The organism is Chryseobacterium sp. Bi04 (genome assembly GCF_918698085.1).
Classification (GTDB): domain Bacteria; phylum Bacteroidota; class Bacteroidia; order Flavobacteriales; family Weeksellaceae; genus Chryseobacterium.
This window is the reverse complement of record NZ_CAKKLP010000002.1, coordinates 42892-65525: the sequence shown is the minus strand read 5'-3', so window position 1 is coordinate 65525 and position 22634 is coordinate 42892. Positions and strand designations below refer to the sequence as shown.

Sequence of the window (22634 nt, the reverse complement as noted above, 5' to 3'; positions counted from 1 at the left end):
ACGAACTATATCTTATTAATATTTTAAACCACAAAAGTCACAAAAGCTTTTAACACTTTAGTTATTGTAAGAGACTGGCTTTGCGGGTAAAAGTACACTTAAGTTTCCTGAAAATCTTTGATTTTCTCTTTGTGAACGTTATTTTATCCGTAGCCTTTTACACTCGCTTAAGTGTACTAAAGTTTTTAGAAATAAAATTTTTGTGACTTTTGTGGTAAAAATATACACAGATGTTGAGCAGTAATAAGATATTATTATTTTCTCTACCAAATAAATCCTAGTACGAACTATATCTTGTTAACATTTTAAACCACAAAAGTCACAAAAGTTTTTAACACTTTAGTTATTGTAAGAGACTGGCTTTGCGGATAAAAGTACACTTAAGTTTCCTGAAAATCTTTGATTTTCTCTTTATGTGAACGTTATTTTATCCATAGACTTTTACACTCGCTTAAGTGTACTAAAGCGTTTAGGAATAAAATTTTTGTGACTTTTGTGGTAAAATATGATAAGTAAGACTACTTAATTCCTCTCACTCTTGTTGGAAAAATATACACAGATTTTGAAGCTGTAATAAATAAAATATCATTATTTTCTCCGCCAAACGTTACATTGGAGGTCCATTTTTCAGGAATGGAAATATGATAGATTTTCTTACCGTCCCGGTTAAAGATATGTACGCCATCTCCTGTTAAGTAAAGATTTCCGTGTTTGTCCAAAGTCATTCCATCTGATCCCATTTCGCAGAAGAGTTTTTTTTCTGACAGCTTTCCTTCTCCAAGAATATCATAAACATAGGTTTTTCCAGCATCAATATCTGAGAGGTACAACTTTTTCAATTTCTCGCTTCCTATAATTCCATTGGGCTGTGTAAAGGTTTCCAGCTTGACAGTTTTACCTTCTTTATTTCTGTAGTAGAGACTTTTATGCTCTAATTCCTGTTTAAAATCAGTCCAGTAATCTCTTTCATACAAAGGATCTGTAAAATACATTCCCCCTAAAGCATCATTCCATACATCATTGGGTCCGTTCAGTCTTTTTCCTTCAAATCCTTTCAGAATAACCTCTACTTTTTTATCTTTTGATATTTTCCAGATCTCTCCCTGATCATCAGAGCAGGTAATCAGATAACCGTCCTTATCAAAATGAGTTCCGTTTGCCCTTCCTGTCTTATCCAGAAATTCTATGACCTGATTGCTTTTCCAGTCCCAATAGTAGATTTTATCATTAGGCTGATCCGTAAAATAAACATTTCCTTCATGATCTGCTGACGGTCCTTCCGTAAAACTAAACTTGTCTGAAACCTTTTCAGGCTTTACTCCTTCATAAAACATTTTACTATAATTTACTGATTGACAATTTATCAATGCGAAAACCAAACCAATCAGTCCTATTTTACAGATATTCTTCATACTTCATTTTTAAAACTGCAATTTACAACTTGCAAGATAGGATTCAAAGTTATTTTATCATTTTGATCTATTATAACTTTAAAATAAAAATGTCCCAATTGTCCTATTTTTTAAGTAGATCATATTAGTAGTGGAAAAATATAATCCGGAGCTTTGCAGTAGTAGGATCAATAAGTTTTTTCACAAAAAAAACAGTCCTAAAACAAAATTGATTTTACGATACAATATTACCATAATACTTTTATAGCATACGATAATGAGTGCAGAGTCCAACAACATCAAGTCTTTGGAAATCGAAAATGAAGATTTTAGAAATTCAGTAGGAACAATGGATGAAACGGGGAAAAGAAAGTGGATCTTCCCGAGAAAACCCAAAGGAAAATATACCAATTACCGGAATTACACCAGCTACGTTTTGCTTGCTTTGTTCTTCGGGCTGCCTTTTGTAAAAATCAATAACAACCCTTTTCTTCTTATTAATGTTATTGATGGGAGATTCTTTATTTTCGGACAGTCTTTTTATCTTCAGGATTTTTTCATTCTTGCTTTAGGTGCCGTAACGTCGGTTATCTTTGTGATGCTCTTCACGGTGGTTTTCGGAAGAATATTCTGTGGCTGGCTGTGCCCCCAGACTCTTTTTATGGAAATGATTTTCCGTAAAATTGAATACTGGATTGAAGGCGACCGAAATAAGCAGATGAAACTCGACAGACAGGAATGGGATACAGAAAAAATAAGAAAAAGGCTCACAAAATGGTCGGTATTCCTTTTAATATCCCTTGCTATTTCTCACTTTATGTTCATGTATATCGTAGGGTATGAAGAGGTTTTCCGTATTATGGGTGAAGGCCCGGCCGAAAACTCACTCAAGTTTACCGCCATGCTGTTTTTCACCATGACGTTTTATTTTGTTTTTGCGTGGCTTCGTGAGCAGGTTTGTACATTGGTTTGTCCGTACGGAAGACTTCAGGGCGTTCTGATTGATAAGCAGACGATCAATGTATATTATGATTTTAAAAGAGGAGAAGGCCGCTCAAAATGGAGAAATAATGAAGACCGAAAAGCTGCCGGGAAGGGAGACTGTATTGATTGTAACCAATGTGTAGTGGTTTGCCCTACAGGAATTGATATCAGAAATGGCCAGCAGCTTGAATGTGTCAACTGTACTGCATGTATTGATGCCTGTGATGAAGTAATGGACAAAGTAGGACTGCCCAGAGGACTGGTTCGTTATGCTACAGAAGCAGAAATTGAGAATCAGGAAAAATTTACTTTCACTTCAAGAATGAAAGCTACTACCGTTTTTCTGGCTTTACTCATTGGATTCCTTGGATTTTTAATGTACGACAGAGGATCTATGGAAGCCAAGTTCATCAAACCGGCAGGATCTACATTCTTTATTAAAAACGGTAAAATTACCAATACTTTCATTTATACCCTTCTGAATAAGTCTAACGATAAAAAGGTACTGACGATTAAAGTCATAATGCCTGCCCATGCAGAGATCACTTATTTTGGATCTGAAAAAATCATTTTGAAAGGAGATCAAATTCTTAAAGGAAACATCAATATCACCTTTCCTGAGGAAGACATTAAGTTTTCAAAACAGAATATGGTCATTGGAGTTTTTGATGAAAAAGGAAAAATGGTAGATTCATTTGAAACTACGTTTGAAGGACCATTTAAGCTTGTGTTATAGGTGGCTGGTGGCTGATGATGGCTGAATCAGGAAGTTGAGAGTCACCGGCAACTTTATATTATAAAATTACACCTTGTATTCCTTGATAAACTGAGTAGGGGTCATTCCGGAATTTTTCCGGAAGACTCTTACAAAGTAGGAATATTCTTCATATCCCAATCTGAAAGCGACTTCAACAAGGCTTTCATCAAGGTACATCAGCATTCTTTTAGCTTCCAGCACTACTCTTTCTGTGATGACATCTGTAGCTGTTTTCTGAACAACAGTTTGAGCTATTCTATTGAGGTGCTTGGGTGAAATGTTTAATAAAGAGGCGTAATAAGCAATCGATTTTTCATCAGGAAAGTGCTCTTCAATTAAATTTTCGAAATCCTGATAATGTTTAAAATAAGAAAGTCCGGCGGAGGAATCCAACCTGCTAAAATCTTTTGAAAACAACCTTGTAGCATTGATAAAGATCTGAGACATCAATGAAAGCATCAACCCTTCTTTCATAATATTTTTTCCCTGATATTCTTTTTCCAACTCCTGGAATAAGTGTATATTTTGTTTGAGTTCCAGGGTATCCAGCTGAAGTTTTCTTGGAAAAGATACAGATCCGAAAAATGGAAAATTTCTCAGCTTCTGATTTACATAGTGCATTTCATAAAACTCCTGGGAACAAAAGAAAATATATCCTTCAATATCTGCGGAAAGCTCCCAGCTATGAATCTGACCGGGAGACAGAAAGAAGAGACTGCCCTCTGAAACTTCATATTTTTGAAAATCGATTTCATGAAATCCTGTTCCACCTGTAAAAAGAACAGCAGCATAAAAATCATGCCTGTGAGGTTTTTCGATATGACGGTGCCCTACAACCAGATGATTTTTCATTGTATTAAAATAAAAATCCGAGGAATTTTTACCCTGAAAAAGATCAATATGAAGAACGGAAATAGAATTCATCCTATAAATAAATGGAGGATAAAATTACTATAAATAAAGCCAAGCTACAAATCCAATACAAAAAAGGACCGACTATTGCCGATCCTTTTTATATTATTTAATGATTATTATTTTATAACCAGTTTACTGTTGTATACTCCTTTTGAAGAATTGATGCTTATAACATACACTCCTTTTGGTACATTTACATTAAACTCTTTAGTATGATCTTCCCCACTTTGATAAGCTGAAGAATAAATCAATCTTCCACTTGAATCAAACATATTTACTTTCACTTCTCCTTTTAAGTTTCTGGACTTCACAAAGAAATGTCCATCACTAGGATTAGGATAAATTTTGATATCATCACCTAACGCAGAAGTGAGTTCTTTGGTTCCTAAATTTTGGGTTTCCTGAGTACATACCTGAAGAGACCAGCCTGTAATAGTTCCCACATCCTGAGGATAATTATCCGATGCAAAAAGTTTCCATTCTCCCTGAGCTTTATGACCTCTGAATATAGCTAAAGATTCATACGATTTTGTTTCTCCTTGAATAGGTGATGCACAGGCCACGGCATTTCCAGTATCACTGAATGTTGCAGTTATTCCTGAAAAATAATTTGTTCCACATGACCTATTCCAGATAAGTGCAGATGATCCCGTCGGACTTTCTATTCCAATTGAAAGATCACTTACAGAAGTATGTGTAATAGCCGGAATAACTTTAATTTTAGTGATTGTTCCATTATTATTGACCATTAATGGAGCTATCACCCTAGGAGAAGATATTCCTGATCCTCCAGGGCCATCTTTAATTGCTACCGGGGCTCCGCTATACGTATAAGTAGTACAGCTCTCACCGGTAACTGTATAATCAATCACAAAACTAGGACTCACTGCATAATAAATATTTCCGACAGCTTCTATCAAAATATAGGCATTGGACGATGTAGAACCTATAGGAATATTTACCTGCTCACTGCCATCATTAGGAGTATTGGCTGCAATCGTAATAAAGGTTTGCCCACCATCTGTAGATAGCTTAATATTAACATTTGCTGTACTAATCGGAGCTTGATTTGTATTGGCAACATTCCAGGTTACATTAAATGTACCTGCTGAATTTAAGGACTGTCCGAATGCAGGAGATGTTATCTGGAAAGGACCTGCTCCAGCATTAATACTTACTTTCATTGCATCATTAGCAGTCTGTGGTCCTGTTGGATTATTATTCCTTACCGTAACCGTAAAATTAAGGTCTCTTGCTATACTGGAAACCGATTCCCATCGTGTCGACAAAACACCTCCCAGTACTTTATTAAAATCAGGAAAGTATCTTACTGGTGTATTCACCGGTGAGAAAGATCTGAAAGTAGGTCCTGTTGGTTTTGTAGGATAAGCTGCAGAAATATCTCCTGCTCCAATTTGAGCTGCAGCTGCCTGGTCAGTCTGTTCCCATGCATAGGTATAGGATGAATTTCCGGCATCAGCAGTAACTCCTTTTAATACAAATGGGGTAGATATGGGAATTGTATAGTCTGCTCCGGCATTAATATTGGGAGCCGGATTGGCAAAAGGGGTATTGACACCACAGGAAACCCCATTTATTATATCTTTTATCTGTGTAATGTTATTGGTATGATAATAATCATTGGAATTAAATTGTACATCTGAATCACCTGTTATACCTGTGTATGCCATTATTGTACTACCACTTCCCGGTTCTACTTTTTGGTTTGCCTGAGAAGATCTGTAAGTATAGGAATGTCCTGCTCCCAGCTGATGTCCCATTTCGTGAGCTACATAGTCTATATCGAAAGTATCGCCTTCCGGGAAATTGCACGAAGTATAGCCTGCTGCTTTTATATCTTCACATATTACACCTAATGAGGCTACACCATTTCCATCTCTTTTGTCAACCAAATGTCCCATATCATAGTCTTCCTCAGGAATACGAGCAGCTATAGCATAATATGAACCTGCATGATTATAATCATTGGTATTATCTGCATCCGTTTCATCAAATGGATCTGTTGCCGAATCCAGGAATACAATAGCATCATTATTGCCAATCAGATTAAAATGTAATGACAAATCTTTTTCAAAAACACTGTTAAGCCTTGTTAAAGTAGCATTCATAGCAGCGATGATCACCGCTTTTTTCTGAACATCGGTTGCTGTCGCCGGAGTTCCTGCCGCTGTCAAATGATATTCTGCATATTCTCCTGTACAGGTAAGTGCCATTCTGAAAACATTAAAACCTGCTGTTTTTTTATTGGCAGCATCGTTTTTTTTTTCGAAAGTCTTCCCGTTCAAATCTTTAGGAGTAAGACATTCAAAAGGTTCTTTATCCTGTCCTCTTCTTGCATTGGAATCAAATACAGCGTAAACCGTTCTGTCTTCGGTATAAGGTTCTATAAATTCTGATATTCCTGATCGGGTGATCATTGAGGAAAACCCTACCGGAGAAAGACTGAATCTCAGATATACGGAAGGATCTTCTACACCGGTTCCTACATAAGACTTAATATCCGGAAATTTTGCCTGAAGTTCAGGGGCCATATTGGAAAATTCCCAAACCTGGAACCTTTCTAATTTCCCATTAGCAGTAGGAAGCGAGATGACAACTCCTTTTTCATTTGAAAAACGTGCAGGAGCTTTTTGTAATGTCTGTCTAAGCTTATTGGCATCCAACGAATAGAGGCCTGAAAATTCTAACTTTTCCTGAGATTTTTTTACTTTCTGAGATCCCAACTCAGCTCTTGTCCACTGTGAAAACCCTAAAAAAGGAATCAGCAGTGCAAAAATAAAGAAATAATGTTTCATTTTCACTGTAGTTTTTTGTGTTTCACGAAGTTACATAAAAAAGTAATTGATTATATTTTTTTTCACGATATTATGAATAAATAAATTATATATTAATTAAAGTACCTATGTCTCAACTGGATTTCATAAGTACCATATGCATATTGATGTTCTAATCATCTGTCAAACGTTCAATAAATATAGTTGCCTGCCTGGGTAATGCAGCAATATTATCTGCAGCAACCGCTGGTAAACTGCCATTGAACATTATAGATATTCTATATACGTCTCCTGTTGAATTTATTGACAACATCGTACTGCCAGTATCTCTTGTTTCCGGGTTATATTCTAAATCAAGAACAGTATATGGAGAAGTTGTATCATCAAGAGGAACTCCTTTTATAGTTCCTGCATAAAACCTTGTTCTATATTCCCCACTCTGAGCTGTCGGCGACGTGGTATCATCATTATTCAAAAAACTTGATCTCCTGACCAGCATAGAGCTACCTGTCCAAACACTGCCCGCACCTGCTGCATTAAAAAATTTGAATTCCAGTTTACCCCCAATTCTATTTTCACAATTAATGCCAATACAAGATGAATTATTTCTATATCTTATTGATACATTTCCTATATTCACCGCTTCTGTAACATAGCTATAAGTGCTGGGAATTTTAACATTTTTTACTGTAAATTTTATTGTTTTAATTGCAGGTGTTTCAACATCAAAACTTCCAATAGGAACAAAATCGATGTCCCCTTGACTATTCCCTACAAGAACCCGGTCATACACATTGGCACTGTCCTTTTTATCAGTAAGTGAACGTATTCTAATATTTCCGTTGATATCCAAACTCCGGGTTGGCTTTAGTGTATTAATACCGACTTTACCAATCTGCCCAAAAAAATTTGCATATGCCAGTATACATAATAATAAAAAACTTATTTTCATAACTTCATATTTTGTATTATTATAGAAATTCAAAAAAAATATAATAGATTATTTATTCGAAATTTTTCAATCAGACCTAAATGTAATTAAGAATATTAATTCTCAAAAAAAAGAATATACTACACAGATACTCCATTAACTAAAACGACTGATAATAAACAACATACAATATCACCACAATATATATCACGAGCTCAATAATAATTTTATAATGGATATTTTATCCTTATCTTTTCAGAAATTTTGAATTGGAAATTCTTAAATCAGGTACAAAATCTCTATCATTATCCATCCAACCGTTTATATTTTATAAATAGCCTATTCGCCTTCATAACAATTTGAATAAAGTGACCAATTTTCCCTTCCCAACTTCATCCGTGTGGCTTCATATAAGACAAAAGCACTTCAGCACTTTAAAGATATATTTGGATACAACTTTAAAAAATTTTTATCTTTGAGGTCTAGGAGTTGTAAAATGAAAATAAATTTACCTGACAAACTGTATTATTCTATAGGAGAAGTAGCAAAAGCATTCGATGTAAATACTTCATTAATACGTTATTGGGAACAGGAATTCCCCATTATCAAACCTAAAAAGAATAGAAAAGGTAACCGTTATTTTACTCCTGAAGATATCAAGAACCTCCAGATGATTTATCATTTAGTGAAAGAAAAAGGATATACTCTGGACGGTGCCCGTGTTGCTTTGACCACAAACAGCAAAATTTCAGAGACCATTACACTTATTGACAGACTTGAATTTGTAAAGGCTGAACTTATAAAGCTAAAAGAGTCTTTGGGAGAAAAAGATTCCGAATAATTTTTATCCTCATAAAAGTATCTTCACAGATACTTTTTTATTTAAATAATTCTCATTTTTAGAGCTTTATATGTATTTTAAAAGCTATTAAAATGAATTTATATTGTAAAATCACTCATTTAACAGCCAGCCATTGTCTGATCTTGTTTTTATCAATAGGTTTACCTTATGATGAGAAAAAGCTATTATCGGAAACTGGCATTTATGGTTTTGCTGCTGACCATCCTATTTGCGTATCAGAAATATACCAGCAGAGAAAAAGCTTCTTTTCCTGAAGTGAAATTTATTATGGAGACTTCTGCTCCTGCCGGTTTATCTGATTTTGATCCTAATATATTGGATAAAGCACAATGGCAGCAACTTGGTTTTTCTGAAAAACAGACTTCTACTATCCTTACATATAAAGAGATCATAGGGGGTCAATTTACTTCAAAGGAACAGCTTAAAAAATGTTATGCCATTTCCGCAGATAAATTCACGGAGCTTGAACCTTATATTCTGCTTCCGGCAACGCAAACAGATGCAAAATCATATCATTTTAAAGGTTTTGAAAAGAAATCCCTTATAATTTCCAGAAAATTCAATCCGGATCAGCTTTCTGAAGACCACTGGATACAAATGGGATTCAGCGAAAGACAGGCTGAGGCTATTTTAAAATATAAAAAATACCTGGGAGGCAGTTTTATCAGTAAAGAGAAATTTAAAGAATGCTTTATCATTTCTGCCGAAAACTATAGTAAACTGGAGCCCTATCTCTTGTTACCGGTAAAAACTCCTGGAAATTTTCAAAATATCAGTAAAAATACGGCTCTGAAAACCAAAATATCTTATCATCCTTTTGATCCCAACACGCTGGATGCAGAAGGTTGGATGGCCATTGGATTCTCCGAAAAGCAAGCCCATGTTATTGTTAATTATCGAAACCGCAATCTGGCAGGAAGCTTTAGGACAGCAGAGGATCTGCAAAAATGTTTTGTAATTTCTGCGGAAAAATTTCAGGAATTAAAACCTTATATCCAAATAAAAGAGCATGTAAAGCAACAGGAACAGACAGATTTTTCAAAAACGAACCTTAACGCTATTACCTTTAAGCAGCTTTTAGAATTTGGATTGGATGAAAGAAGTGCCGGATCCATCATTGGATTTAGAAAAAAGCTGGGTGGCTTCATCAATAAACAGCAGATCCTGGATACCTACAATATTGATAAAGAACTGGTTCAAAAACTGATTTCCATATGTCCCCTGGACGCTTCAGCGGTTGCCAAATACAGCTTAGCAGATGCGCCCGAAGACTGGCTGAAAAACCATCCTTACTTTAAGTATTCAGCAGATAAAATTATATTTTACCGGATCACCTATCCTGATGATAAAAAAATATGGAAGTTTCTGAAGTTAAAGCCTGAATATGAAGAAAGAATGAAATTATATGTCAAATAACACCGTATGGATAAAAATTGAACGCTTACACATTGACCATAGTCTAATCGGTTTTAAAAGGTAGATTTCGATATAAACTACTCCAAAAAACATCTGTTTCCCGGAATAGTTTATAATCTGAATATTGATCAATTTTAATGATGCATATAATTGCTTGGGCCATTGGTTCCTTCAATGGATTCCGGTAATATCCCATATCGGGTACGTAAATTGACGGTACCTAAGTTTTTTCCTGTATTGATATCAATTATACTAATGGTCCCCGAATTTAAGTTAGGAATATTCAGTAAATTATTCTGCACGGCTACCACCTCTTTTCCTGATTTGGTTTTGAAGAAAGCCATATGATGTGCTCCTTTGTCTGCATCAAAAGTTTTCAAAAGCTTTATTTGAGGGAGATTGCTTAAATCAAAGACAAGTACTTTTCCGGGATCTGCAAAACTTACATAGAGTTTGCCTGTATCATCAATATACATTTCGAGTGCCCAGCCTAATCCTTGGGTACTTCCTTCGAATATTTTAGTAAAAGCATCATATTTTTTGGTCACAGCATTGTAGGGAGCCATCCAGATATCGCCTCCAAGCATTGTAGTAGCAAGAGCATATTGTGGAAATTTTCCACGTAGTAATAAAACCTCAACAGGAGCAGACATATCTGTTGGTGAGTCTGCTAACTGATAGGTCTCCTTTAATTCATAGGTCTTGAGATCTAGTAAGGTACAAGTATTTCCCATGCCTGTACTGAGATCCGGGTGAATAGTTGAGGTTACCATCATTAATCCTTTTTCCTCATTAACGGAGATGCCATGCGGATACATTATAAATTGATTTGGATTATCCTGAATGGGTGCTTTAATAATTTTAATAAGCTGATTATTATCCGCGTTAAAAACACCTATACTGCCATCTTTTGGACCTCCTGCCCCACCCATAAAGGTCATAAAATATCTTCCGTCATTGGTAAAAAACAAATTTTCTCCTACCGTATTCTCACCTGTATCAATGGGTGTTGCACTAACTAATTTGGGCTGCCCATTTTGATCATCTTCTGTTTTTATCTGATAGAGATAGCTGCCCCCCAAAGCAGTTGTGAACATTTTTTTTTCGTTATGATTATAATAAATGTGGTGAGGCAATACCCCGATACCCAATTCAAGCTTGCTGCTAATATATCCAAAATTGGGAGCTTCAGGATCTAGTTCTATTACAGCAATTCCGTCCGGTAATCCCTGTAAACTTCTGTAGTCAATATAAAACAAAGAATCATGGGGGTGATTTGAATTGTGGTTATCATTGTGACAATTAGTAAGTGTTATCAGAATAATAAACAAAAAGACTACATTAAATTGTAATTTCATGATTTTCAGGTTATAGTTGTTATTATTATAAATATAATGCAATTTTATTAAAAAATAAAATATATTACACTGTTAAGTGAAAAATAATTAACACCTGAGATTATGAAGAGAAATATCTTACAACTCACAGCCTTATAGGTTTTAAAAACTTATAAGGTTTGGCACAATAAAATATAGGTATACTACAAAACTTGGTAAGTATTGCAGGAAAAAATCAAAAAAAAGAAAGTGGAACCGTTAAGATATGTATAGATCTTAGTCGATTGTTTTATTAGAATCCACCAGTAAACAGTTTAGCGTATTAAGTTCTTCATCTGTCAGATCTCTCCATTTTCCAATAGGGAGATCCAGTTTAATGTTCATTATACGGATTCTTTTCAGCTTCTTCACCTCATAGCCAAGATATTCACACATTCTTCGGATCTGTCTGTTCAGTCCCTGCGTAAGGACAATCCTGAAGTTCATGTCATCAACTTTCTCTACTTCACACTTTTTGGTAACTGTATCTAAAATAGGAACCCCATTTCTCATTTTCTCCAGAAACCTTGGATTGACAGGTTTATCTACACGAACAATGTATTCCTTTTCGTGGTTGTTTCTCGCTCTTAGGATTTTATTAACGATATCACCATCGTTGGTTAGAAGAATAAGTCCTTCGCTGGGTTTATCCAATCTTCCGACAGGGAAAATCCTTTTAGGATGATTGACATAGTCTACGATGTTATTTTTCTCACGTTTGGTGTCTGTAGTACAAACAATGCCTACGGGCTTATTAAAAGCAATATATACAGGCTTATCTTCCCGTTCTCTGACAGGCTTACCATCTACTTCTACAACATCTTCATCTGAAACCTTTGTTCCCAGTTCAGGAATTTTGCCATTAATTGTTATCCTTCCTTCTTCCAATAGTTTATCTGCTGCCCTTCTTGAGCAGAACCCTACTTCTGATAAATATTTATTAATACGTGTTTTTTCCATTAGTCTATACCGTAGCCGGTATCATTTTTATTGCCATTGAATAGGTATGCCTTATTCATTTTTTACAACCCTTCAAATCTAAAGTTATTGTTCAAAAACTGATCTGTAGCATCTTCAATTTTATAATCCCCGATCTTTGTGCGTCTCAACTGTGTCAGGTAGGCTCCTACTCCAAGTTCCTGCCCTATATCGTGGGCCAGACTTCTGATATAGGTACCTTTTGAACAACCCACCATAAAACTTACCAAAGGAAACTCAATCTTAATATCTTTGATGTAATGAATGGTTGTTTTTCTGGATTTCATTTCAACTTCCTCTCCTGCTCTGGCAAGATTATAAGCTCTTTGACCGTCAATCTTTATGGCAGAATAAACGGGTGGTTTCTGCTCAATTTCTCCCACAAATTTATCAAGTACCTCTTTTACCCGCTCTTCTGATATCGCTGAGATATCCTGCTGAAGAATCTCCGGCTTCTCTGTATCGTAAGATTCTGTCTGTACCCCAATTTTAATTTCTGTCCAGTATTCTTTTGGGGCATCCTGGATTTCGGGAATATTTTTCGTGAATTTTCCACAGCATACAATAAGAAGTCCTGTTGCTCTGGGATCTAATGTCCCGGCATGGCCAATCTTGAATTTCTTGGGAAGATCAAATTCACGTTTAAGTTTATATTTCATTTTATTGACAGCCTGGAAAGACGTCCAGTCTAGGGGTTTGTCTAATAAAAAGGTATATCCTGATTTAAGTTCTTCAGCGGTCATGAATGGTAGCTACTAAGCAATTAATAATGAATGAATATTTTCTTATTTAAAAAAATAAAAATAAATAAGCAAGGCTACACCTACAAAAATACGGTACCAGCCCCAAGGTTTGAAACCATATTTGTTCAGCACTCCAATGAAAGCCTTAATAGCAATAAGAGCAACAATAAATGCCACCACATTCCCTATAATAAAGATCATGATGTGATCTTGTGAAGCCATAATCATTTCGTATCCTTTTTGTGGATTTCCAGTTCCTTTCCCCCAGGTTTTCACAAACACAGAGTACACTGTTACCGCCAACATAGTGGGAACGGCAAGAAAGAAAGAAAATTCTGCAGCTGCTTTTCTTGTCAGCCCCTGTGCCATTCCTCCAATAATAGAAGCTGCACTGCGGCTTGTTCCAGGCATCATCGCAAGACATTGCCAGAATCCAATGGTCACTGCATTTCTTATGGTAATTCCTTTTTCGTCATCAATTTTAGGATTCTTAAACCATTTATCCGCAAACAGTAAAATAACACCTCCCAGCACTAATACTGAAGAGATCGCAATCTGGTTTCCAAGGATAGCTTCAATTTTATCATCAAATAAATACCCTAAAACCAAAGCAGGTACTACGGCAAAACCCAGCTTAAAGTAAAACTGAAGATTTTTTAAATCAAAGAATTTTTTCCAGTACGCTACCACCACAGATAGAATAGCTCCAAACTGAATAGATACCTGAAACATCTTCAAAAATTCATCCTCAGGAAGTCCCATCAGGCTTGCGGTAAATCCCATATGGGCGGTAGAAGAAATAGGAAGATATTCCGTAAGACCTTCTACAATGGCAATAATAATTGCGTTAATTAAATCCATATTCTTTCAAAAAATTAAAAGATTAAGAGATCCTGAAGTTTAGAATACATGATTCTAAATTCCCAAATCTCTTAATCTCTAAATATAAATTGTTTCTATTTTCTTTTTAAAATAGCATATACTTCTATTACAAAACCAATGACTACAAACAGAGGTGCTATCCTGATCCTTCTGATGGAAAAAATACCATCGTTCCATGAGTTGGGATCAAGTTTACCGTCTACTGTATTAGCATCCGGGCCCATCATCAGTAGAAAACCACCTACTATAAATGCCAGACCTATCAGCATCCATTTGAAATTCTGCTGTCCGAAATAAAAGGAGTTTTCCTGTGGTGCTTCCACTTCCCGGCCGAACTCCGTAGCGGAAAATTTATTTGTTTTTTTGCTCATTGTTAAGAGTAATATAAATCGTCAACGTTTGATCTTAAGAATCTCCAGGTTGCAATAATGGTACTTAGGACAGTAATAAAAATTCCTACTCCGAATACCAATAATACAAGCCATACATACTGTTGATTATCCTGTACAAATGCTGATCCAATCTGGTTGGTAAAGTAATACCAAACACCAAACAAAGCTAAAAGACCAATCAGAGCACCAATAGCGCCTAAGACAATAGCTTCTATAATGAACGGCTTAAGAATAAATCTTCTTTTAGCACCCACCAGCTGCATGGTCTTAATGATAAATCTCTTGGAAAATATTTTCAGACGGATCGAATTGTTGATCAGTACAACAGCTAACACCAGGAACAGAACTGAAAATCCTAAGATCCACTTTAAGATTCTGCTCAGGTTATTGTAAACATCTACCATTAATGTGCTGTCATTTTTAACATCTACAATACCAGGCACAGATTTGATTGCCTTAATGGCTTCATCAATTTTTGCAGGATCTACATATTCAGGTTTTAAAGCAATTTCGACAGATGAAGGGAAAATGTTTTCTTCAAACAATGCGTCACTATCGATACCCATACTTTTCTTGGCCTCTTTTGCAGCCATACTTCTGGAAATATAGGTAGCTTTTTTTACAGGAGCTAAGGTCTGTACCTTTTTTAAAGTTTCTTCCTCCAGTTTTGCAATCTTTACAGAATCTTTAGCGTCATAGTTTTCATCAAAGTAGGCATTCACTACCAATTGTTCTTTAATATAGTCAGAATACTTCTGGGCATTAATCAGAATAAGCCCCATTAAGCCTAACAAAAATAACACTAAGGCAATACTTATCACTACTGTAATATTGCTGGACCGAAGCCTTTTCTTATTAAAATCATCTACAGATTTAGCCATTAATATTAAAATTTTTGGCTAAAATAGAAAAAATCTTCCGAAATTTGGGACGAAAAAGAGAAAATCACTGTTAATAAAATCATAAAAAACTTTGAGTGTAAAAGCAAAAAAACATCTTGGTCAGCACTTTCTGACAGATGAAAACATCGCAAGAAAAATAGTAGAAGGTCTTAGTTTTGAGAACTATACCAACATCATGGAAGTAGGCCCCGGTATGGGAGTTCTCACCAAGTATCTTCTTGAAAAAGATCAGAATATTTATCTCGCAGAAATAGACACGGAATCTATTGAATACCTGAAAAAGAACTATTCCAGTATTACAGAAAATACTTTTGTAGGAGATTTTCTGAAACAGGACTTTAATTTTATCAAGGATGAGCAGATTGCTATCATTGGAAATTTCCCTTATAATATTTCTTCTCAGATATTATTTAAAATCGTGGATTATTATGGGCTCATTCCTGAGATGGTAGGGATGTTCCAAAAAGAAGTTGCCGAAAGGACGGCAGCTGTACCAAGAACTAAAGATTACGGTATTCTTTCTGTTTTGATTCAGGCCTATTATGACGTCACTTATCTGTTTACAGTTCATGAGAACGTCTTCAACCCGCCACCGAAGGTAAAATCCGGGGTTATCAGACTTACGAGAAATCCGAAGGAAGGCTTAAGTGGTAATGAAGTCTTATTTAAACAGATTGTAAAAGCAGGATTTAACCAGAGGAGAAAAAAACTTTCGAATGCATTAAAAGTTTTGAATATACCTGAAGCTTTAAAAACACATGAATTTTTAGACAAAAGAGCGGAAGAGCTTAGTGTCGCAGATTTTATAAGCTTCACCAAACTTTGGAAAGAAAATCAATAGGTTATATTTCAATGTTTTATAGTAATTAATTTTTAGTTTAATATAAACAACCTGATCTATTTTGATTACAGCAAAAAGCCTTTCAGATGTACTGAAAGGCTTTTTTGGCTATATATTTTTATTTTTTACTCCCTGTTTTTCAGCATAATCCACCCTGATGAATTCATCTGAGCTTTGGATTTAGGGTATTCAAAATTAAACTTATACCAGTAGGTAGCTGTTGGAAGTCTCTTTCCTACAACAGTTCCATTCCATACAGGATTTTCTTTTGAGAACCTGAATACTTCTACGCCATATCTGTCATAAATAGAACCTGTGAAGTTCTTAAATTCCCCAAGAGCTTTAAGATCCAGCACATCATTTATTCCGTCGTCATTCGGAGTAATAATGTTATTGATTTTAAAGGTAAAGAAGTCTAAAGTTCCCACACAATGAGTTCCTACTCTTCTTACCAGGATAGTATACGTGGTATTATCTAAAAGTCCTGTAAAAACATTAGATTCCTGCCATGTAATGCCATCATCTATAGAATATTCCAGTTTGCTTGGTGTATTATTCATTGGAGGATTTTCAGCTATAATCACCATTGTTTTTTTAGCCCCATCATAATTAACTGCTGTAACATAAGGTGTAGCCGCCCCCATCACTTTAACAGAGAATAACTTTTTACAGATTCCGTTATCAATTTCTACGGTATAAATTCCCCATTGGTCTACTTCAATTCTCCGTGTGGTCTCACCGGTACTCCAAAGGTATTTGTAATTAGGACCTGCTCCGGCATCCAGAGTTACTTTGTCACCAACGCACATTTCCACATCATGCAAAGGAGTAGTAATTTCAGGAGTAACCTCTATTCTGATGGTTGCAGGATTCAGGGATCTGCATCCTTTTGGTCCTATTGCATAAACGGTAAAAACAGTAGTCTGATGCAATGTAACAGTCTGTGTACTTCCGGTACCTGGGAAATTATCCCAGAAATAAGTTGTTCCTCCTTCAGCAGAAAGCGTCACAGATTCTCCCGGGCATATTTTTATCTTGGATGATTTTAATTTTGCGGTAGGTGTTGCCTCTTTTAGCAATTTCAGCTCTATCATTTTACTGCAGAAACCTCCGTTTGAAACCACTACGTATAAAATCTGGCCATCTGTACCGTTATAATTCAATATATTCTGGATATTATTCCCGTTTTGGGCAATAGCATCTGCCTGGTCAACATAAAATTTGAATACAGCACCTGGTGTTGGGCTTATTGAAGGCATGATCGTACTTAAATCGAAGGTGGTAATATCCGGGGTGGTACAGAGGAGTAAAGTTGCATCCTGTGCTTGTGGGGTAGTTCCACCATGAATCTGAATAGATGCTTTTCCGGGACACGGATTCCCGGGAACGCTTACCTCAATAGTATAACTTCCCGGTTGTGTAGCAGTAATAGTGTTGCTTGTAGCATTAGGAATCGCTACTCCATTCAAATACCACTGATATAGCAAATTAGGATCACTTACAGAAGCTGTAATCACCTGTGGTACATTATCACAGACATTAATATCAGAAGGCAATGTAGCTCCGCTTGGATCCAGCAGCTCAACTCCAATATTAAAAGAACCTCCTTCAAGGAATACCGCAGAGTCATATGAATGATCGGCTCCATAAGGTCCGTAATCGGCAATTACCATTTTAAAATGATATTCCTGCCCTGGGGTTACGGTAGCGGTAGCGGTAAGGGGAATTGTTCTTCCGTTAAAATTTGTTTCAATATGGGCTGTATTATATCCTGCAAAGTATAGTTCATTTACAGCAGCACAGCCTCCTCCTCCAGGAATTGCAGGGCGGATATTGGTAATACTTACAGGTCCGGCACCATTGGGAAGTACAGCCATATTGGTATAAGGTCCTCCCGAAGTAGGTCTTAGCAATATTGCAAAAGCATCCGCATAATTACATGGAAAAGTAGAAGTATATTCCTGAGATGCCAGGATATAATTAAACTTTATCTGAGAAGTAGTGGGTACGAAATCAAATTCCAAAAGCACAGCATCAGTCAGTGTTCCTGTTGCTCCTGTAGCCTGAGCCAAGTCGGAATCAGTACCTCCTCCGTTGGTATCACTAAGATAATCATCGAAGCTATTCCCTGCTTTACTGGCATATCCTGTAGAAAGGATAATACCATCTTTAAAAGGGAAATTGGTAGTAGCCTTATTAAAGTATCCCCAAGACCTGTTAGCATCTCCTACAGCATGATTAGGCGTAATCTTTACGTTGGTCACATTGGGAGTTACACAGGTATTGGTTCCTGATGAAATCAAAACATCTTTCACCAGCTTTTCTATGGTATAACTGGTTTCAGTATAACTTGGAGCATTTACATCAATAAAAACACCCGCCCTTCTGGATTCTTCGGTCCTTACACTTTTAATAATCTTTCTGGGTCCGTGTACTTGTGAGTATAAAAAATTGGAAACAATTAAAAAGAATAAATAAAACGGTAGATATCTTCTTCGCATAATACTTTGTTTCAACAAATTTAATTTTTTTTTAAATATCCTACATACATATTTATTTTTTTTTATAAAAAAACTACAAATACATCTATAAAAGCTTATCATAAGCTATTTTGGATAATATTTATTATTTGCTAATAAATAACTTCCGCATCTTTATTCCATTAAAAATAGCGGTAAAGAAAGTATTCAGAATTAAAACATAATGATCCGATACATCCTATTAATCTAAATCTCTGTTTTAATTTTTTGTATGAATTTGCATACCTATATAATCACGGTATGACTTCTAAAAACAAACAAAATCTTCCGTTTCCGAAAGATTTTGTTATTCTGTATCATTTATAATATTATTAATTCCTGTTTTTCAATAAGATCCAGCCTGAACGTTGCTCCAGCTTTTTACTGGCCGGATTTTCCCACTGTACCCTATACCAATAGGTACCGGTAGGAAGGTTTAAGCCTTTCATGGAACCTACCCACACTGCATTATCTTTTGTTGCCTTAAATACTTCTGCTCCGTACCGGTCAAAAATAGAAGCAGCAAAATCTTTATAACCACTGATACCTGTAAAATCTATGGTATCATTGAAACCATCCATATTAGGAGTAATGGCATTACTGATAACCAATGTAAAGTAATCCAGTGATGTACCACATTTTGCACCAACTACACGTACCATCAGGTGATAGTTTGTATTATTTAAAGTATTATAAAATATATTAGAGGGTTGCCATGTTGCCCCACCATCAATAGAATATTCTAAAATACCTCCTGTCGGATTACTCGCTGTAAGGGTAAGAACATGGTTTTCATAGGTTATATTCGTAAACTGAGGGAGATCAGGATTAATCAGCTGAGCTGAAAATACTTTGGAGCACGTTCCATTACTTATAGTGACACTGTAGGTTCCCGGCAGATTAACAGAGATTGTCTGGGTAGTTGCACCAGTACTCCACAGATAAGTATAATTAAGTCCGGCTCCGGCATCTAAAATACCACTATCTCCGGCACATACATAAACATCTTTTAAAGTAGACACTATAGCAGGTACCACTTCAATTTTTATTGTAGCAGGATTTACTGAGCTACATCCATTTCCTCCCAATGCATAAACAGAATACTCAGTAGTGCCTACTGGAGGAGTAACTACCTGGGTATTTCCATTTCCGGGAAGACCTACCCAATTATAGGTAATTCCTCCCGTAGCTGTTAATGTAACAGATTCGCCTTCACAGATTTTTGACTTTGAAGCTGATATTCCCGCAATAGGGGGTCCCACCTCCACAGTAACTGTAGCCGGTGTTGCAGAAACACATCCGTTAGCCCCTACTGCATAAACCGTGTATACGGTTGTTGTTCCCGGAGAAACTACTTGTGTACTTCCGTTTCCGGGAAGTCCTGTCCAGTTATAAGTAGCACCACCGGTAGCTGTCAATGTTACGGATTCCCCCAAACATATACGGGGTTGCGAAGAAGTAACACCAGCAGTGGGTAATGTGGTATCCTGAGGAACTGTCACATTCGAAGTATAGGTACAGCTTAAATTACCTGGCTGGGACACGTTGGTCACAGTTAGTGTATAAGTAGCACCCGCACTTACTACAGGATTAAGCGTATTAGCTCCCGATACAATAGTTCCTCCAGTTGTAGTCCATGTGATGGTAGATCCTACAGGTATTACTGAAGCCGAAGCATTTAAAGTAACCTGAGGAGTTGTACAGGTAACTGTTTGTGGCTGTGCTATGGTAAGAGTAGTTACTGCTGTTCTTAATAATTGCAGGGAAACTACGTAGCTACATCCTCCATTACTTACCAAAACGTATATCGTTTGATTTCCCGGTGGTGAATACGCTGTTGGAGTTGCAATAAAATTAGCATTCCCCGCATTGGCATCAGCCTGATTTACGTAATAAACAAAAGTAACTCCTGTCGCAGTTGTAATCTGAGTTTGTGCTTCTGTAAGATCATAGGTTAATCCGGGTTCATAACATTTATGCAGTGTTGCATTTTGCGCTGTAAACGGTTGAGAGACCACTATGGTTATGGTGGCAGGATTCTGAGATACACAGCCATTTGCTCCTACCGCGGTTACCGAATATGTGGTAGTAGTGGTAGGTGATACCGTTTGTGTATTTCCTGTTCCGGGAAGACCTACCCAGTTATAGGTAGTACCTCCGGAGGCCGTCAACACTACAGAATCTCCGTTACAGATATTTAATTTAGTTGCTGTAAGGCCTGTTGCCGGCGGAGCACTGTCACCTGTCACAGTCACTGTAGCGGTAGCCGTACAGATAGTATTTCCAGGCTGAAAAGTATTAGATATTGTTAAAGTATACGTACCGGCTGCATTGACAACGGGAGTGAGTGTATTTCCTCCCGACACAATGTTACCTCCGGTTGTAGTCCAGTTAAATGTAGCCCCAGCAGGGTAAACAGATGCAGATGCATCCAATGTGGTCTGTGAGTTAACACAGGTTAATACCACTGGAGGAGCAATAGTTCCGGTCATCTGCGGTGCTTTTATCAACTGGAGCTGAGCCACTTTGGAACAGAAACCGTTTTTAACCAGAACATAAACCGTTTGACCTCCTGCGCTTGGATACGTTGTAGGATTAGGAATTGTATTGGCATTTCCGGCATTCGCATCAGCCTGTGTAGTATAATATTGGAAAGTAGCACCAGGGGTTGTACTTATAGATGTTTGCGCCGATGGTAAATTAAATATAGCATTTCCAGCAGTATAACAAGCAGTTAAGCTGGCATTCTGCACTGTAGGAGATGTTCCTCCTACCACGGTAATACTGGCTTCTCCCGGACATGTATTTCCCTGGATATAAACCTTCACAGAATATACCCCGGGTTGTGTAGCTGTATAGCTGGCTCCCGTAGCTCCTGCAATAGCATTGCCACCTAAAAACCATTGATAAGTCACGTTAGCTCCCTGAACAGATGCTGTAAAGGTCTGTGGAGAATTGTCACACATATTCACAGAGGCAGGAAGCTGTACTCCTGCAGGATCCAGGATCTTTACTCCAATATCAAATGATCCTGCTTCCAGAAAAACGGCAGTATCAAAATTACGGTCCTGGAAATCGGCAAGCACCATTTTAAAATGATAAGTCTGCCCCGGAACAACAGTTGCTTTTGCTGTTAAAGGAATGGTACGCCCGTTAAAATTAGTTTCAATCTGAGCAGTATTCGTTCCACCATAATAAGCTTCGTTTATAGGCCCGCAATTGGGATAAGCAGGGTGGATATTTTTTACACTTACCGGTCCGGCTCCAGCTGGCAGCACAGCCAGATTGGTATAGGTAGGATCACCCATTTTTTTTAATAAAAGGGCAAATCCATCGGTAATGGTACAGGGGAAATTTAGCTGATATTCTTTGGATGCAAATAAATATCTGAATGAAATTTCGGTAGAGGAAGCTACAAAATCAAATTCTATAGAGGTAGCATCAAACAATTGATTATTAGGAATATTCAATACAGTAGCCAGATCATTATCTCCACCGGAAGGCAGCGCATCACTCAGTGTTGCCTGAAAGTCATTTCCTGCCTTGTTTGCATATCCTGTTGAAAGAATAATCCCTTTATTAAAAGGAAAATTGGTAGTACCTTTATTAAAATATCCCCAGCTTCGTTCCGAATTTCCCGGAGCCAGATTAGGAGATACTGTTACATTATTTACGGTAGAAGTCGTACATCCGCCTCCGGATATCAGAACATCCTTTACCAACTGTGTAATATTATAGCCTGATTCAGGATAGTTTGGTGTATTTACGTTAATATAAGCTCCCGCCCTCATTGAAGCAGAACTCCGTTTTACGGCTATCTCTGCTCTATCTCTGTTTTGAGAAGAGACCAAGATTCCTAAAAAAATAAAAAATAACGCAAAAAATAAACTTCCTTTCCTCCTATTTAACATTTTATATTATTTTAAACAAAAATACTATTTTTTTTGATT

16 protein-coding genes are annotated in these 22634 nt (G+C 36.7%); 4 read left to right on the top strand and 12 right to left on the bottom strand.

All coding sequences use genetic code 11. The features are described 5' to 3' along the window. Nucleotides 1-518: 518 nt before the first annotated feature. On the bottom strand, nt 519-1412 hold the full coding sequence (locus LQV47_RS04615; RefSeq protein ID WP_230034335.1) for an SMP-30/gluconolactonase/LRE family protein: 894 nt from the start codon (nt 1410-1412) through the stop codon (nt 519-521). 256 nt (nt 1413-1668) lie between these two features. On the opposite strand from LQV47_RS04615, the gene ccoG reads away from it, so the two are divergent. Then, nucleotides 1669-3111, top strand: coding sequence for a cytochrome c oxidase accessory protein CcoG (gene ccoG / locus LQV47_RS04610; RefSeq protein WP_230034333.1), 1443 nt, complete (start codon nt 1669-1671; stop codon nt 3109-3111). Nucleotides 3112-3177: 66 nt separating this feature from the next. On the opposite strand, the gene LQV47_RS04605 is transcribed toward ccoG, so the two are convergent. From LQV47_RS04605 to LQV47_RS04595, 3 genes are all read right to left on the bottom strand, one after another. After that, complete coding sequence (locus LQV47_RS04605; RefSeq protein ID WP_230034331.1) at nt 3178-3984, bottom strand: helix-turn-helix transcriptional regulator; 807 nt, start codon at nt 3982-3984, stop codon at nt 3178-3180. A gap of 179 nt (nt 3985-4163) precedes the next feature. Continuing rightward, nucleotides 4164-6863, bottom strand: a complete 2700-nt coding sequence (locus tag LQV47_RS04600) for a reprolysin-like metallopeptidase (RefSeq protein ID WP_230034329.1) — start codon at nt 6861-6863, stop codon at nt 4164-4166. A 151-nt stretch (nt 6864-7014) separates the two neighbouring features. After that, nucleotides 7015-7794, bottom strand: a complete 780-nt coding sequence (locus LQV47_RS04595) for a hypothetical protein (RefSeq protein WP_230034327.1) — start codon at nt 7792-7794, stop codon at nt 7015-7017. A 475-nt stretch (nt 7795-8269) separates the two neighbouring features. Here LQV47_RS04595 and LQV47_RS04590 point away from each other — a divergent pair, with 475 nt between their 5' ends. After that, a complete protein-coding gene (locus tag LQV47_RS04590; protein ID WP_002980674.1) occupies nt 8270-8614 on the top strand; it encodes a MerR family transcriptional regulator in 345 nt (114 codons plus the stop codon). A 168-nt stretch (nt 8615-8782) separates the two neighbouring features. Continuing rightward, entirely contained in the window at nt 8783-10051 is a 1269-nt protein-coding gene (locus LQV47_RS04585) for a helix-hairpin-helix domain-containing protein (protein WP_230034325.1), read from the top strand. Between the two features lie 134 nt (nt 10052-10185). Here the strand turns inward: LQV47_RS04585 and LQV47_RS04580 are convergent, their stop codons facing one another. The 6 genes from LQV47_RS04580 to LQV47_RS04555 form a co-directional block, all read right to left on the bottom strand. Beyond that, nucleotides 10186-11409: a hypothetical protein gene (locus tag LQV47_RS04580; protein ID WP_230034323.1), complete on the bottom strand. Its 1224-nt coding sequence runs from the start codon at nt 11407-11409 to the stop codon at nt 10186-10188. 255 nt (nt 11410-11664) lie between these two features. Beyond that, a complete protein-coding gene (gene rluF / locus LQV47_RS04575; protein ID WP_230034320.1) occupies nt 11665-12387 on the bottom strand; it encodes a 23S rRNA pseudouridine(2604) synthase RluF in 723 nt (240 codons plus the stop codon). 62 nt (nt 12388-12449) lie between these two features. After that, the gene (truB, locus tag LQV47_RS04570; protein WP_230034318.1) at nt 12450-13148 is read right to left on the bottom strand and encodes a tRNA pseudouridine(55) synthase TruB; all 699 of its coding nucleotides are present in this window, start codon (nt 13146-13148) and stop codon (nt 12450-12452) included. Between the two features lie 42 nt (nt 13149-13190). Further along, nucleotides 13191-14009 carry an undecaprenyl-diphosphate phosphatase gene (locus LQV47_RS04565; RefSeq protein ID WP_230034316.1) on the bottom strand — a complete coding sequence of 273 codons (819 nt, stop codon included), beginning with the start codon at nt 14007-14009 and terminating at the stop codon, nt 13191-13193. Nucleotides 14010-14104: 95 nt separating this feature from the next. Further along, entirely contained in the window at nt 14105-14401 is a 297-nt protein-coding gene (locus LQV47_RS04560) for a DUF3098 domain-containing protein (RefSeq protein WP_230034314.1), read from the bottom strand. Between the two features lie 2 nt (nt 14402-14403). Next, nucleotides 14404-15303: a permease-like cell division protein FtsX gene (locus LQV47_RS04555; protein ID WP_230034312.1), complete on the bottom strand. Its 900-nt coding sequence runs from the start codon at nt 15301-15303 to the stop codon at nt 14404-14406. A 91-nt stretch (nt 15304-15394) separates the two neighbouring features. Between LQV47_RS04555 and rsmA the strand changes: the two genes are divergently transcribed. Further along, nucleotides 15395-16165 carry a 16S rRNA (adenine(1518)-N(6)/adenine(1519)-N(6))-dimethyltransferase RsmA gene (gene rsmA, locus LQV47_RS04550; protein ID WP_230034310.1) on the top strand — a complete coding sequence of 257 codons (771 nt, stop codon included), beginning with the start codon at nt 15395-15397 and terminating at the stop codon, nt 16163-16165. A gap of 125 nt (nt 16166-16290) precedes the next feature. Here rsmA and LQV47_RS04545 read toward each other — a convergent pair whose 3' ends face one another. Further along, on the bottom strand, nt 16291-18666 hold the full coding sequence (locus LQV47_RS04545) for a choice-of-anchor L domain-containing protein (RefSeq protein ID WP_230034308.1): 2376 nt from the start codon (nt 18664-18666) through the stop codon (nt 16291-16293). A gap of 350 nt (nt 18667-19016) precedes the next feature. Further along, nucleotides 19017-22595 carry a choice-of-anchor L domain-containing protein gene (locus tag LQV47_RS04540; RefSeq protein WP_230034306.1) on the bottom strand — a complete coding sequence of 1193 codons (3579 nt, stop codon included), beginning with the start codon at nt 22593-22595 and terminating at the stop codon, nt 19017-19019. Nucleotides 22596-22634 lie beyond the last annotated feature (39 nt).